The 14,977-nt window shown below is 61.8% G+C and carries 12 protein-coding genes and 1 pseudogene (1 of these 13 cut by a window edge); 8 read left to right on the forward strand and 5 right to left on the reverse strand.

Annotated elements, in window-relative coordinates:
• Window positions 1-23: 23 nt before the first annotated feature.
• Window positions 24-632 (reverse strand): imidazoleglycerol-phosphate dehydratase HisB, encoded by a 609-nt coding sequence (gene hisB / locus HB780_RS25960; protein ID WP_047453908.1) that lies wholly within the window; start codon window positions 630-632, stop codon window positions 24-26.
• A 213-nt stretch (window positions 633-845) separates the two neighbouring features.
• On the opposite strand from hisB, the gene hslV reads away from it, so the two are divergent.
• From hslV to HB780_RS25990, 6 genes and pseudogenes are all read left to right on the forward strand, one after another.
• Window positions 846-1,373: an ATP-dependent protease subunit HslV gene (gene hslV / locus HB780_RS25965; RefSeq protein WP_183690390.1), complete on the forward strand. Its 528-nt coding sequence runs from the start codon at window positions 846-848 to the stop codon at window positions 1,371-1,373.
• Between the two features lie 44 nt (window positions 1,374-1,417).
• Complete coding sequence (hslU, locus tag HB780_RS25970; RefSeq protein ID WP_183690392.1) at window positions 1,418-2,728, forward strand: ATP-dependent protease ATPase subunit HslU; 1,311 nt, start codon at window positions 1,418-1,420, stop codon at window positions 2,726-2,728.
• 169 nt (window positions 2,729-2,897) lie between these two features.
• The gene (locus tag HB780_RS25975) at window positions 2,898-3,851 is read left to right on the forward strand and encodes a DUF1402 family protein (protein WP_183690394.1); all 954 of its coding nucleotides are present in this window, start codon (window positions 2,898-2,900) and stop codon (window positions 3,849-3,851) included.
• Window positions 3,852-3,997: 146 nt separating this feature from the next.
• The gene (locus HB780_RS25980; protein WP_183690395.1) at window positions 3,998-5,392 is read left to right on the forward strand and encodes a cytochrome P450; all 1,395 of its coding nucleotides are present in this window, start codon (window positions 3,998-4,000) and stop codon (window positions 5,390-5,392) included.
• Window positions 5,393-5,720: 328 nt separating this feature from the next.
• Window positions 5,721-7,724, forward strand: coding sequence for a hydantoinase/oxoprolinase N-terminal domain-containing protein (locus HB780_RS25985; RefSeq protein ID WP_183690397.1), 2,004 nt, complete (start codon window positions 5,721-5,723; stop codon window positions 7,722-7,724).
• A 119-nt stretch (window positions 7,725-7,843) separates the two neighbouring features.
• Window positions 7,844-10,012 (forward strand): annotated as a pseudogene (locus tag HB780_RS25990) (malate synthase G).
• Window positions 10,013-10,274: 262 nt separating this feature from the next.
• On the opposite strand, the gene HB780_RS25995 reads toward HB780_RS25990, so the two are convergent.
• Window positions 10,275-10,949, reverse strand: coding sequence for a L,D-transpeptidase (locus tag HB780_RS25995; RefSeq protein WP_183690399.1), 675 nt, complete (start codon window positions 10,947-10,949; stop codon window positions 10,275-10,277).
• A gap of 34 nt (window positions 10,950-10,983) precedes the next feature.
• Between HB780_RS25995 and HB780_RS26000 the strand changes: the two genes are divergently transcribed.
• On the forward strand, window positions 10,984-11,133 hold the full coding sequence (locus HB780_RS26000) for a hypothetical protein (protein WP_183690401.1): 150 nt from the start codon (window positions 10,984-10,986) through the stop codon (window positions 11,131-11,133).
• Window positions 11,130-11,618 (forward strand): MmcB family DNA repair protein, encoded by a 489-nt coding sequence (locus HB780_RS26005; RefSeq protein WP_183690403.1) that lies wholly within the window; start codon window positions 11,130-11,132, stop codon window positions 11,616-11,618. Before HB780_RS26000 ends, HB780_RS26005 begins: the two co-directional genes overlap by 4 nt.
• Window positions 11,619-11,621: 3 nt before the next feature.
• Here HB780_RS26005 and HB780_RS26010 read toward each other — a convergent pair whose 3' ends face one another.
• From HB780_RS26010 to hrpB, 3 genes are all read right to left on the reverse strand, one after another.
• Window positions 11,622-12,209, reverse strand: a complete 588-nt coding sequence (locus tag HB780_RS26010; RefSeq protein WP_047453954.1) for an ActR/PrrA/RegA family redox response regulator transcription factor — start codon at window positions 12,207-12,209, stop codon at window positions 11,622-11,624.
• A 74-nt stretch (window positions 12,210-12,283) separates the two neighbouring features.
• Window positions 12,284-13,621 carry an ActS/PrrB/RegB family redox-sensitive histidine kinase gene (locus tag HB780_RS26015; protein WP_183690405.1) on the reverse strand — a complete coding sequence of 446 codons (1,338 nt, stop codon included), beginning with the start codon at window positions 13,619-13,621 and terminating at the stop codon, window positions 12,284-12,286.
• 2 nt (window positions 13,622-13,623) lie between these two features.
• A protein-coding gene (gene hrpB, locus HB780_RS26020; RefSeq protein WP_183690407.1) for an ATP-dependent helicase HrpB crosses the window boundary here: on the reverse strand, window positions 13,624-14,977 show its 3' portion. The gene runs 1,115 nt beyond the window's last position; 1,354 of the gene's 2,469 nt are visible here — the last part of the coding sequence; its start codon lies beyond the right edge, outside the window — the gene reads right to left on this strand; the stop codon is at window positions 13,624-13,626.

The following is a 14,977-nucleotide window of genomic DNA, read 5'->3' on the forward strand; positions in this document are numbered from 1 at the left end:
TTCACTTCCCCCATTGATGGGGCTCAGGCGAGGGTGCCCTTTGTCGAGGGCACACGGCCTGCCTGCCGCGGGTCGATCTCGGTTGCCGTGCGCAGCGCGCGGGCAACGGCCTTGAAGCATGTCTCGGCTATATGGTGATTGTTGGCGCCATAATGGTTGAGGATATGCAGCGTGATGCCGGCATTCTGCGCTAAGGCCTGGAAGAATTCGCGCACCAGTTCGGTATCGAAGGTGCCGATCTTCGGGGCGCTGAAGGCAACGTTCCAGACGAGGAATGGCCGGCCTGAGAGGTCGACGGCCGCCTTCGTCATCGTCTCGTCCATGGCGAGATCGATCGAAGCATAGCGCGTGATGCCGCGCCGGTCGCCCAGCGCCTTGGAAATGGCTTGGCCGATGGCGATGCCGGTATCTTCAACGGCATGGTGATCGTCGACATGCAGGTCGCCCTTGGTGTCGATCTCCATGTCGATCAGCGAATGTCGCGACAGCTGCTCCAGCATATGGTCGAAGAAACCGACGCCCGTCGAAATGGTCGACTTGCCGCTGCCGTCGATATTGACGGATACGGAGACCGAGGTCTCGTTGGTCTTGCGGGAAACGCTTGCCGTGCGGCTCGCTACAGTCTCTGCCATGGGCTGCTCCATCGGGATGACGGCCGTTCCTTATCAGGCACATCGGCAAATATCCAGAAGTTAAGTCGCCAATGACTTATCTAGCCGGCTTCCAAGCATCATTCCAAAATGGAAGGCATTTGCAATCGCAAAAAGCCCTCTTACATAGATCACGACGGGGCCGAAACGCGGCCCGGCAGAAAGCCCGCCAGAATGGGGGCAAACAGGTGTTACATGACGACAATTGTGACTATTCGCAAAGGTGGCAAGGTTGTGATGGCCGGTGACGGCCAGGTCAGTCTTGGCCAGACCGTAATGAAGGGCAACGCCCGCAAGGTTCGCCGCATCGGCAAGGGCGACGTGATCGCCGGTTTCGCCGGCGCGACCGCCGATGCCTTCACGCTGCTGGAGCGGCTTGAAAAGAAGCTCGAACAATATCCCGGCCAGTTGATGCGCGCGGCCGTCGAGCTCGCCAAGGACTGGCGCACGGACAAATATCTGCGCAACCTCGAAGCGATGATGCTGGTTGCCGACAAGAGCGTGACGCTCGCCATCACCGGCAACGGCGATGTGCTCGAGCCGGAACACGGCGCGCTGGCGATCGGCTCCGGCGGCAATTATGCGCTCGCCGCCGCGCGTGCGCTGATGGATACAGACAAATCCGCAGAGGAGGTCGCCCGCCGCGCCCTCGATATCGCCGCCGACATCTGCGTCTACACCAACCATAATGTGGTGATCGAGACGCTCGATGCCGAAGCCTGAATTCCTATCTTGATCGTATCCAGCCCTGACGGGAAACAAACGAAATGACCACTTTTTCTCCCCGCGAGATCGTTTCCGAACTCGACCGCTACATAGTCGGCCAGCATGAGGCCAAACGCGCCGTGGCAATTGCGCTGCGCAACCGCTGGCGCCGCCAGCAGCTCGAGCCCGATCTGCGCGACGAAGTCATGCCCAAGAATATCCTGATGATCGGCCCGACCGGCGTCGGCAAGACGGAAATCTCCCGTCGCCTCGCCAAGCTCGCTGGCGCCCCCTTCATCAAGGTCGAAGCCACGAAGTTCACCGAAGTCGGCTATGTCGGCCGCGACGTCGAGCAGATCATCCGCGATCTCGTCGAAGTCGGCATCGGCCTGGTGCGTGAAAAGAAGCGCGCCGAGGTGCAGGCCAAGGCGCATATGAGCGCTGAAGAGCGTGTGCTCGATGCCCTGGTTGGCGCGACCGCCTCGCCGGCGACGCGCGACAGTTTCCGCAAGAAGCTGCGCGACGGGCAGATGGACGACAAGGAAATCGATATCGAAGTTGCCGACAGCGGCTCCGGCATGCCCGGCGGCTTCGAGATCCCCGGCATGCCCGGCGCCAATATCGGTGTGCTCAACCTCTCCGAAATGTTCGGCAAGGCCATGGGCGGCCGCACCAAGAAGGTGCGCACGACGGTCAAGGATTCCTATAAGGAACTGGTGCGCGACGAATCTGACAAGCTGATCGACAATGAGGCGATCCAGCGCGAGGCCGTGCGCTCCGCCGAGGATGACGGCATCGTCTTCCTCGACGAAATCGACAAGATCGCGGCCCGCGACGGCGGCATGGGTGCCGGCGTTTCCCGCGAAGGCGTGCAGCGCGACCTGCTGCCGCTGGTCGAAGGTACGACGGTTTCGACCAAGTATGGTCCGGTCAAGACCGACCATATCCTCTTCATCGCCTCCGGCGCGTTCCATGTCTCGAAGCCTTCGGATCTCCTGCCGGAATTGCAGGGCCGCCTGCCGATCCGCGTCGAGCTTCGGCCGCTGACCAAGGAAGATTTCCGCCGCATCCTGACCGAGCCGGAAGCCAGCCTCATCCGTCAGTACAAGGCGCTGATGGAGACAGAAGACCTGAAGCTCGACTTCACCGATGACGCCATCGACGCTTTGGCCGATGTCGCCGTGCATCTGAACTCCACCGTCGAGAACATCGGCGCCCGCCGCCTGCAGACGGTGATGGAGCGGGTGCTGGACGAGATTTCCTACAATGCCTCGGATCGTGCCGGCGTATCGGTGACCATCGATGCTGACTATGTCCGCGAGCATGTCGGCGATCTCGCCAACAATACCGACCTGTCGCGCTTCATCCTTTAGCGCGACCGATGCCGGCTTCGGCATCTTGAAATATTAATCACTCGACAGCGGGCCGTTAACTTTTTAGTTAGGGGCCCGTTTCTTTGCGTGGCTTGGCTTTATTCGGCCAAGATTGTCCCTCAGGCAGCCGCATGGAAGCATCGGATAAAACTTCGATAGGGCAGCCATCGTGCGACGCATACTGATCCCCCTTCTCCTGGCGATTGTCAGCTTTTCCTGGATACCGGCCTATGCGGATGCGGCGACCATGGTGCCGCCCGGCAACCGCAATGCCGAGCAGCCGGCGATCCCCGGCGCCTCCGTGCGTCGCACAAGGGGCACGAATTCGACCTTCGACCGCAAATACCAGAAGGTTCGCGAGCTGCTGGCGACCGACACAAGGCTGATGTCGAAGATCAAGTCGACGGCGCGCGACTACGGCATAGATCCGATCCACATCATAGGCGCGCTGGTCGGCGAGCATACCTATAATGTCGACGCCTATGACGGCCTGCAGTCCTATTACGTCAAGGCCGCTTCCTATGCCGGCCAGAGCTTCCGTTTTGCCTATAGTGGCGAAAATATCGATGATTTCGTTGCCCGGCCGCAATTCGACGTCTGCAAGGCCAAGAGGGATTCCTATAGTCTCTGGACCTGCCGCGAAGATGTCTGGGACAGTGCTTTCCGGGGCAAGAAGGTCGATGGAAAATCCTTCCCCGACAATCGTTTCAGCGCCGTGTTCTTCCAGCCCTTCTATGCCGGCCAGACCTTCGGCCTCGGCCAGATCAATCCGCTGACCGCTCTGGAGCTTTCCGATCTCGTCAGCTCCACGTCGGGCATTCCGAAGCTGGATGAAAAGGATGCCAGCGGCGTCTACAAGGCGATCATGGATCCGGATCTGTCGCTTGCCTTCGTTGCCGGCTCGATCCGCAAGTCGATCGACGACTACCGTTCGATCGCCGGCATGGATATATCAGGCAATCCCGGCCTCACGGCGACGCTCTACAATGTCGGCAATTCCCGCCAGCGCGCCGCAGCACTTGCCGCCAAAAACCGGGGCGCGGGCCAATCGGTATGGCCGGAAGAAAATTACTATGGCTGGCTGATCAATGAGAAGCTGGACGATCTGAAGTCGCTGCTCTAGCAATTCCAGGAAAAGTGCGCAGCGGTTTTCCGTCCGGAATTGCGTCAAAACAACAGATAGAGCAGTTTAGCGTTTCCGTGAAACGCTAAACTGCTCTAGACTTCCAAACTGTCGGGAAAATAAGGTTTTCGAGGAGATTTGATCTCATGGATATGATCCCGGAAGCCTTTTCTCCGCCGGCCCCGATCCCGCGCACCGTGCCGCCGTCGCGGCTGACGATCATTCGCACCATCCTGCGCAATCCGCTCGAATTATGGGGCGAGCCCTCCTATACGCTGCCCTGGATCATGACGCGCTTCTTTCGCGAGCGCACGCTGATCGTCAACGATCCAGGCCTGATCAAGCATGTGCTGGTCGACAATGCTTCCAACTACCGCATGTCCGATATCCGCCAGCTCATACTCCGACCGATCCTGCGCGACGGTCTGCTGACAGCGGAAGGCCCCGTCTGGAAACGTTCGCGCAAGGCCGTCGCCCCGGTCTTCACGCCGCGCCATGCCCAGGGTTTCGCCGGCCAGATGCTGAGCCAGAGCGAGGACTATGTTCGCAAATACGAAGAGGTCGGCAGCGAGGGAGAGGTTTTCGATATCGCTGTCGATATGACCGAGCTCACCTTTGTCATTCTCGCCGAGACACTGTTTTCCGGCGAGATCGTCACGCAAGGCAACAGTTTCGCCGATGACGTCGACCAGCTGCTGCATCGCATGGGCCGCGTCGATCCGATGGACCTCCTGCGTGCGCCCTCCTGGGTGCCGCGCGTCACCCGCATCGGCGGCCAGAAGGTACTCGACAAGTTTCGTGGCATCGTCCGCGATACCATGAACCTGCGCCTCGACAAGATGCGCCGGGATCGCGCGTCCGCACCCGATGACTTCCTGACGCTGCTCCTGGAAAAGACCGGCCCCGACGGCCTGACCATGGAGGAGATCGAGGACAATATTCTCACCTTCATTGGCGCCGGCCACGAGACGACGGCCCGCGCGCTTGCCTGGACGCTTTATTGCGTCGCCAATAGCCCGCATATACGCGAGGCCATGGAGGCGGAAATCGACCGCGTGCTTGCCACCGGCGCCGAGCCCGTCGCCTGGCTCGACCTGATGCCGAATGTCCGCGCCGCCTTCGAGGAGGCGATGCGCCTCTATCCGCCGGCACCCTCGATCAACCGCGCTTCCATCGCCGATGATGAATGGACGAGCCCCAGCGGCGAACGCGTCGAGATACCGGCCGGGATCACCGTGCTGATCATGCCGTGGACACTGCATCGCCACGCGCTTTATTGGGATAAGCCCCGCGCTTTCATGCCCGAACGCTTCCTTCCGGAAAACCGCGGCAAGATCAATCGCTTCCAGTACCTGCCCTTCGGCGCCGGCCCGCGCGTCTGCATCGGCGCCACCTTCGCCCTGCAGGAGGCCGTCATCGCCCTTGCCGTGATGATGCACCGCTTCCGCTTCGACCTCACCGACGAGACCAATCCCTGGCCGGTGCAGAAGCTGACGACGCAGCCGCAAGGCGGGCTGCCGATGCGGGTGTCGAGGCGGTAGGGGGTCCGGTGAATGCGGGGCCTATCTCGCCCTTGGCGGGCGAGAAAGCAATTTCTTAGGAATTTCAAGGGCGGGGGTAGGCAGGGGCATGCTGCGCTCTGACCTTGTTCGAGCAAGAAAAGAATCCCCTCTCTTGCAATTTCAATGGCTTAGAAATTGCGCTAGGTTTTAAGCGTGTGGAGCTTTCCGTGTCGCAATTCCTAAACCAATGAAATTGCTTTCTCGCCCGCCAAGGGCGAGATAGGCTCAGCGCTTGCTGCTTCGCCCGTGTCTCATCGGTGTTGCGGATGTTCGTAGTTATTACCGGGGCCAGAGGTTCTATATCAGCGTGACATCTCACTTCCTGCTCGGCATCGACACGGGTGGAACCTATACCGATGCCGTTCTCTTTCATGAAACCGATGGCATCATTGCCAAGGCGAAGTCGCTGACCACGCGGCATGATCTGGCTGTCGGCATCGCCGGCGCCGTGGATACAGTCATCGCCAAGGCCGGGGTTCCCGTCTCCGCCATCGGCCTCGTGTCGCTATCGACGACGCTTGCCACCAATGCGCTGGTCGAAGGGCAGGGCGGCCGTGCCGGGCTGGTGATGATCGGCTTCGGCCCGGAGGATCTGAAGCGCGATGGTCTCGCCGAGGCGCTGGGATCCGATCCCGTGCTGTTCCTGCCCGGCGGGCACAATGTCCACGGCAATGAGAGCCCGCTCGATCTGACGGCCTTGGAAGAGGCGCTGCCGGAGCTTTCGAAGAGTGTCTCGTCCTTTGCTATCGCCGGCTATTTCGCCGTGCGGAATCCGGCCCATGAAATCCGCGTGCGCGATGCCATTCGCGAGCTGTCGCATCTGCCGGTCACCTGTAGCCATGAACTTTCCTCCAAGCTCGGCGGCCCGCGCCGGGCGCTGACGACGCTGCTGAATGCCCGCCTGGTCTCGATGATCGACCGACTAGTCGGCGCCTGCGAAGGCTTTCTGGCTGAGCGCGGCATCGCTGCACCGATGATGGTGGTGCGCGGCGATGGTGCTTTGATCTCGGCCGCCGAGGCCAAGCTCCGTCCGATCGAGACCATTCTCTCCGGCCCGGCCGCGAGCCTTGTCGGCGCGCGTTATTTGACCGGTCTCGACAATGCCGTGGTGTCCGACATCGGCGGCACCACCACCGATGTCGCGGTCATGGAGGCTGGCCGGCCACGACTCGATGCCGATGGCGCCGTCGTCGGCGGTTACCGCACCATGGTCGAAGCTGTCGCCATGCGCACCTATGGCCTCGGCGGCGATTCCGAGGTGAAGATCAACGATCGTGGCCTTGTCGCCGGCTTCGAGCTTGGGCCGCGCCGCCTGCTGCCCCTCAGCCTTGTCGCCCATACGCATAGCGAGACCATCATCGCCGTGCTGGAACAGCAGCTCCGCGCGCCGCATCTCGGCCGCAACGCCGGCCGCTTTGCGGTGCGAACCGGCGTGCCGGATCATCTGGCAAGCGGGCTGACGCCACTGGAACAGGCGCTGTTCGACAAGATCGGGACGACACCCCTGGCCCTCGACCAGCTTCTGACCTCGACCTCGCAGAAGGCGACGCTGGATCGGCTGGTGGCGCGCGGCCTCGTACATCTTAGCGGCCTGACGCCATCGGATGCCATGCATGTGCTTGGTCGCCAGAGCCAGTGGAACGGGGAGGCCGCGCGACTTGGCCTCGGGCTGGCAATGCGGATGAAGGACGGTTCCGGCCGCCCGATCGCGGCATCCGTCGAGGAGCTGGCGCAAAAGATCGTCGATCGCCTGACGCGGCAGTCCGCCGATGTCATCCTCGCAGCTTGTCTTGCCGAGGACGGTGTTGCCGATCTCGATCCGGCCAAGTCGATCTCGATCGACCGCGCTCTTCGCCGCGCGCCAGGCATCGCCCGTTTCTCCATCTCGCTCGATCGTCCCCTGGTCGGCCTCGGTGCTTCCGCCCCGGTCTATTACCCAGCCATCGCCGCGATGCTGGCGAGCGAGAGCGCCATTCCCGCTGATTCGGACGTGGCGAACGCCATTGGCGCCGTCGTCGGCCAGGTCCGCATCAGCGCCACCGTCTTCGTCACCATGCCGGAGGACGGCATCTATGTGCTGAACGGCGCCGGTGAGACCTTGCGGTTTACCGATGAGGAGAAGAGTTTCTCCATGGCGCGGGAGCGGGCAATCGCGGTGGCGATGGCGCAGGCACGGCTGAACGGTGCCGTCGATCCCGTCATCGCCATGGATGAGCAGGTCGATGCGCCAGAGGTCGAGGGCAATCGCAAGCTGGTCGAGGCGCGCTTTATCGCGACAGCCAGTGGTCGCCCGCGGATTGCCGTGGATTGATTGTTTCCAGAATTGCATAAATCTTTCGAACTATTGCCAAATTGACGGAAGGCGAAACTGACCGCAAAGTGGCACCATGTCAGAATTGAGCCGTCAAACGGCCGTGAGGAGTTGAGTGTATGAGCCGCATCGAGAAAAACGGGCTTCAGATCGAACCGGTCCTGTATGATTTCCTCGTCAAGGAGGCCCTGCCGGGCTCCGGCGTCGAGGCGGATACCTTCTTTGCCGGCTTTTCGGCGATCGTCCATGACCTCGCTCCGAAAAACCGCGATTTGCTCGCCAAGCGTGACCGGATGCAGGTAATGATAGACGATTGGTATCGCAAGAACGGTGCGCCGGTCGACATGGCCGCCTACGAGGCCTTCCTGCGCGAGATCGACTACATCATCCCCGAAGGCCCGGCCTTCACGGTCTCGACCGCTAATGTCGACCCCGAAATCGCCTCTATCGCCGGCCCGCAGCTCGTCGTTCCCGTTATGAACGCCCGCTACGCGCTGAACGCCGCCAATGCCCGCTGGGGCTCGCTCTATGACGCGCTCTACGGCACCGATGCCATCCCCGAGACCGACGGCGCCGAGAAGGGCAAGGGCTATAATTCCAAGCGCGGCGAGAAGGTCATCGCCTGGGTGCGCGATTTCCTCGACTCTGCTGCGCCGCTTGCCAGTGCCAGCTGGAAGGATGTCACGAGCTTTGCCGTCAATGGTGGGGCGCTAACGATTACGACGAAGACCGGCACTGTCGCTCTTGCCGACGGCAGGCGTTTCGCCGGTTATCTCGGCGATGTCGCCGCTCCTTCGCATATTCTCCTGAAGAACAACGGCATCCACATCGAGATCGTCATCGATCCAAGCACCGATATCGGCAAGGCCGATCCGGCGCATATTTCCGATGTCCGGCTGGAATCGGCGATCACCACGATTATGGACTGCGAAGATTCCATCGCCGCCGTCGATGCCGAAGACAAGGCCGAGGTCTATCGCAACTGGCTCGGCCTGATGAAGGGCGATCTGACGGAGGACGTCGCCAAGGGCGGCAAGACGTTCACGCGCCGTCTCAACCCGGATGTCGTCTACACCACCCCCGATGGTTCGAGCTTCGAGCTGCATTGCCGTTCGCTGATGCTGATACGCAATGTCGGTCACCTGATGACCAATCCGGCGATCCTCGACTGTGACGGCAACGAAGTGCCGGAGGGCATCATGGATGCCATGATCACCGGCCTGATCGCGCTCTACGACATCGGCCCGAACGGTCGTCGCAAGAATTCCCGCGCCGGCTCGATGTATGTCGTCAAGCCGAAGATGCACGGGCCGGAAGAAGTCGCTTTCGCCGTCGAGATCTTCTCGCGCGTCGAAGATGTGCTCGGCATGCCGCGCAACACCATCAAGATGGGCATCATGGACGAGGAGCGCCGCACCACGGTCAACCTCAAGGAAGCCATCCGCGCCGCCAGCGATCGCGTCGTGTTCATCAATACCGGCTTCCTCGACCGCACCGGCGACGAGATCCATACCTCGATGGAAGCCGGCCCGATGATCCGCAAGGGCGACATGAAGTAGGCCGCCTGGATCGCCGCCTACGAGAACTGGAACGTCGATATCGGCCTCGAATGCGGCCTCTCCGGCCATGCCCAGATCGGCAAGGGCATGTGGGCCATGCCGGACCTGATGGCGGCGATGCTGGAACAGAAGATCGCCCATCCAAAAGCCGGCGCCAACACCGCTTGGGTGCCGTCGCCGACGGCCGCGACGCTGCATGCCACGCATTATCACAAGGTCAATGTCGCCAATGTCCAGCAGACCCTGAAGAGCCGCGCCCGCGCCAAACTTTCCGATATCCTCTCTGTGCCGGTCGCCTCGCGCCCGAACTGGACGCCGGAAGAGATCCAGCGTGAGATCGACAACAATTGTCAGGGTATTCTCGGCTATGTCGTCCGCTGGGTCGATCAGGGCGTCGGTTGCTCCAAGGTGCCCGACATCAACAATATCGGCCTGATGGAGGACCGCGCCACGCTGCGCATCTCGGCGCAGCACATGGCCAACTGGCTGCATCACAAGGTCATCACCGAAGCGCAGATTGTCGAGACGATGAAGCGCATGGCCGCTGTGGTCGACCAGCAGAATGCCGGCGACCCGCTCTATAGCGCCATGGCCGGCAATTTCGACGGCTCTGTCGCCTTCCAGGCTGCGCTCGATCTTGTGCTCAAGGGGCGCGAACAGCCGAATGGCTATACCGAGCCGGTCCTGCATCGCCGCCGCATCGAACTGAAGGCGAAGCAGGCGGGGTAAGCCTGCGCTCCATCGGAGGCCACCTCGATCCTTCGAGGCCTTGTCGTCTGCGCTGACGCTTTGACGGCAAGGCACCTCAGGATGAGGTGGAGAGGATCTTGCGGTTAGGCGGAAAGATCAGCCCTCATCCTGAGGTGCGCAGCCGAAGCGAAGCCTCGAAGGACGAGGGCGGATGGGGCGGTATAGCATCGACCCAATTCTCTAAACAAAAAGGCCGCCGGATCGATGTCCGGCGGCCTTTCTAAATTCCGAGTGCCAGTGATTACTGGATCACGACGACCTTGGTGCTGTGCCCCGGCAGAACGCGGCTGTAGAGATCGATGACGTCCTGGTTGATCAGGCGGATGCAGCCCGAAGAAGCAGCCGTGCCGATCGAGGCCCATTCCGGCGTGCCGTGCAGGCGGAACAGCGTGTCCTGGCCCTTTTCATTGTAGAGATACATGGCGCGGGCGCCGAGCGGGTTGGAGAGGCCCGGGTTCATGCCGCCGTCGACATACTTGGCGATTTCCGGACGGCGCACTGCCATTTCCTTCGGCGGATGCCAGGTCGGCCATTCCTGCTTCCAGGCGACATAGGCGGTGCCGGACCAGGAGAAACCCTGCTTGCCGACGCCGATGCCGTAGCGCATCGCTTCGCCGTTGCCGAGGATATAATAGAGATGACGTTCGCGCGTGTTGACGATGATCGTGCCCTCAGCTTCGCCAGACGTGTAGCTGACGATCTGGCGGCGGAACTGCGGCTTCACCTTCTGGATCGGGATCGCCGGCAGCTGGAAGCCGTTGTCGCTCGTGACGCCGTAGTCACTGTCGAATGTCTGGACGGTGTCGGCGGAGGAATTGGCTGTGGCGGTCGGCGTGGCTGCGGCGGTGGTGGCATAGCCAGCCATAGCGAGCGTTGCGACAAGGCCGAGTGCGGTGATAGCATTGCGGGTGCGCATGGAAGTCTCTTGGTGCGTTGTGGCAGGGAATGGGATGGTATTCACCATCTTTGAATATGGTTTATTTTCCATTAAACTTAGCTTTGCAAGCGGCAGCGCTCCTACTTCAATGGCGCCGCTGCGCAAATTAAAGGGACATGGCTTTTTTGCAACGATTCTTGCCGGTTCCCGAGGCAATTCATGACGATTTTGAATGTTTACAATAATAATCCGTTAATAGATGGCCGCCAGTCTGAACGGGCGATGCTTGTACGTAGGGGCATGCAACTATTACTGCATGAGATGCGTCACGCCATCTTGCCGGAGTTGCCGCTCGCAAGCGGCCGCCGGGCGGATCTCATCACCCTGTCGGAAAAGGGCGAGATCTGGATCATCGAGATCAAGACCTCGATCGAGGACTTCCGTGTCGATCGCAAATGGCCGGATTACCGCCAGCATTGCGACCGTCTGTTCTTCGCGACGCACAAGGATGTGCCGCTCGATATCTTCCCGGAAGACTGCGGGCTGTTCCTGTCGGATGGTTACGGTGCCCATATGATCCGCGAGGCGTCCGAGCATCGCCTGCCGCCGGCGACGCGCAAGTCGGTGACGCTGAACTTCTCCCGCGCCGCCGCCCAGCGGCTGCTATTGGCCGAATGGGCGACAGGCAAGGATTTTTCACCTGAATGATGGCTACTTTGGCGCGCGCTTGGCGAGGATGCGTTGCAGCGTGCGGCGGTGCATGTTGAGGCGACGGGCCGTTTCGGAAACGTTGCGCTCGCACATTTCATAGACACGCTGAATGTGCTCCCAGCGAACCCGATCCGCCGACATCGGGTTTTCCGGCACTTCGGCCTTTTCGCCCGGCCGCTGCGTCAGCGCCGCATAGACATCGTCAGCATCCGCCGGCTTGGCGAGATAATCGAGCGCGCCGAGCTTCACGGCAGTGACCGCCGTTGCGATATTGCCGTAGCCGGTCAGGACGACGATATGCGTGTCGTCGCGCCGCTGCCGGATCGCCTCGATGACCTCGAGGCCGGTGCCATCCCCGAGGCGAAGATCGACCACGGCGTATTTGGGTGGATTGGTCTTGGATTTGGCGACACCTTCCGCCACCGATTCTGCCGTCTCGACGGTGAAGCCCCGCGTTTCCATGGCGCGCGCCAGCCGGCGCAGAAAGGGGCCGTCATCATCGACGATCAACAATGTCGCATCCGGGCCGATATGGTCCGCAATATCCTTGGCCCCCGCATGAGGGTCGGCAAGCTCTTTATCCGTCATCATCTTCAATCCCGGCGGCATCCCGCCTGCACAGTCCTACTGATTTTAACGATCGGTGTTTTAAGCCGTGAAACTCATTTTGTCGAATTACTGTCGATCAAAACGCGCGGCCATTCGACGCGGATCCGGGCGCCCGGCGTCTCCGGATCGCGATTGCCGAAGGAAATGGCAGCACCCGAGCGCTCCAGCAGGGTCTTGGCGATGAACAGCCCTAGCCCAAGGCCGCCGGCCGTGTCGTCACGCTGCCGGGTCGTGACATAGGGTTCGCCGATCCTGGTCAGAATATCGGGCGCATAGCCGTTGCCGTCGTCCTCTATAATGATGATGAGCGTGTCAGGGCCATATTCCACCGTGACGGTCACCTTCTTGCGCGCATAGTCGACGGCGTTTTCGACGAGATTGCCGAGCCCGTACATGATGCCGGCATTGCGGTTGAGCACCGGCTCGCCGGCCCTCGGGCTCTTTTCGATCAGCTCCAATTTTATCCCGAATTCCCGATGCGGCGCGATGACCTCCTCCATCATCGACGACAGCGTCAGCCGCCGCATATGCGCCTCGTCTTCGGCCGACAGCGTCGTCAGCCGCCGCAGGATATCGCGGCAGCGTTCGCTCTGGCTGCGCAGCAGCGCCACGTCCTCGCGGAAACGGTCATCCTCTTTGAGTTCGCGCTCCATCTCCTTGGCAACGACGCTGATGGTCGCAAGCGGCGTGCCGAGCTCATGGGCAGCGGCGGCCGCCAGCCCGTCGAGCTGAGACAGATGCTTTTCCCGCTGCAACACCAGTTCCGTCGCTGCCAGCGCATCGGCGAGCTGCGACGCCTCCATGGAGACACGATAGGCATAGAAGGCGGCAAAGGCCATGGTGGAGGCGATCGAGCACCAGACGCCAAGCTGCATGACGCTATGGACGTTGACCTCGATACCGCCATACCAGGGCAGGGGAAAGGGCGAGAAGGCAAGACCGGTGATGCAAATCATCGCCAGCACGATCAACACCATGCTGTAGCGGATCGGCTGCGAGGCAAACGAGATGATGACCGGCACGCAGACTAGCGCTGAAAACGGATTGGCAAGCCCGCCGGTAATCAGCAGCAGCCCGCAGAGCTGCAGAAGGTCGAGCCCAAGCAGCGCGAAGGCGGCGGCCGGCTCCAGCCGGTGCGTCGGTGGATAGCGCAGCGTCAGGAAGAAGTTGATCCAGGCCAAGCAGGCGATCAGCACGCAGCAGGCCAGGAGCGGCATCGGAAATTTCAGCCAGAAGGCGACGATCATCACCGTGGCCGTCTGGCCGCCGACGGCAAGCCAGCGTAGGCGCACCAACGTCTGCAATCTCAGCCGCCGGCTGGTGTGGTAGTCGTCCTGCAGCTTGGCGTCCGCAATTGCTATCTTGTCCAATCCTCTGAAGAAGCTGGCCATGTTCAGGTTCCTCTCGGCTTGGTTCGTGTTGTGGGGGAAGCCTCCGCCGGGTCTTCCGGCCAGGGATGCCGTGGATAGCGCCCGCGCATGTCGGCGCGCACATCCTTCCACGATCCCGCCCAGAAACCGGGCAGATCGCGCGTCGTCTGGATCGGCCGATGTGCCGGAGACGTCAGTTCCAGCACCAGCGGCAAGCGACCGCCGCCGATGGCCGGATGCTGCTTCAGCCCGAAGAGTTCCTGTACGCGGATCGTCAACAGCGGCTCCTCGCCCTCATAGTGGATCGGGTGGCGCTGGCCGGTCGGCGCTTCGAAATGCGTTGGTGCCATCCGGCCAAGGTCGCGCTGCAGCGCGTGTGGCACCAGCGACATCAATCCATTGGAGAGCCCGCCGGAAGAGATATCGGAAAGGCCGCGCGCCTCCGTCTGGAACGGCGTGAACCAGTCGTCAAGCTGTGAAAGAAGAGCTTCGTCGCTCATGTCGGGCCAGGGCTCGCCGATCGTGCGGTAGAGGAAACCGATCCGGTCCCGTAATTGTGCTGCTTCCTTGGAAAACGGCAGCACGCCGATCCCGAGCTCGCGAATGCCCTCGGCCAAGGCTTTTGCCGCCTTTTCACCGGATGGGCGCGGCAAGGGGGTCTCTTCAAATATGATGGCGCCGAGGCGAGTGACGCGCCGCGCGCGCACCTGTCGGCTCGTCTTGTCGAAAACGCTCTGGTCTTCCGTGCGGATTTCGCCGGGTAGATGCTCTTCGACATCGCCTCGCGAAATCTCCGCCGCCGCCAGGATACGGGCTTGCGCGGCCCGGCCGGTCAGATCGGCGATCACCAGCATCTGCGAGCCGGCAAGCCGCTCCGTTTCCGGCAGCTCGGCCCCACGCCCGTTCGCCATGACAAAACGTCCGCGTCCTCCGCGTTGCAGGGCAATACGATCCGGGAAGGCGTGCAGCAGCAGGGAACCGGCCAATATCGGCGCACCCGCGGTCGTGCTCTTGCTACCGCCCGCCGCCGTCGCCAGCCTTCCGGCCAGTCGGCGCGCCGCCTCGGCGCGCTCGCCCTTTTCCATCTTGAACCGTCGCAGTCGCTCTTCCAGATCGACGCTCGGCCCACCCAGCCCCTGTTCCGTTAGCAAGACGGCGAGCATTGCTGCCTCCCGCGCCTGGCCGAAATCCGCCGCCGAGATCACCATGGCCGATAGCCGGGGTGGCAATGCCAGATCGCGCATCAGCCGCCCGCGCGCGGTCAGCCCATTGTCGGCGTCCAATGCTCCCAGCTGCCGCAGCAGCGCGCGCGCCTCATTAAGTGTTATCGTCGGCGGCTGATCGACAAAGGCAAGCGTAGCGGGGTCCTGTACGCCC

The sequence above is a fragment of the Rhizobium lusitanum genome, assembly GCF_014189535.1.
GTDB classification, from domain to species: domain Bacteria; phylum Pseudomonadota; class Alphaproteobacteria; order Rhizobiales; family Rhizobiaceae; genus Rhizobium; species Rhizobium lusitanum_C.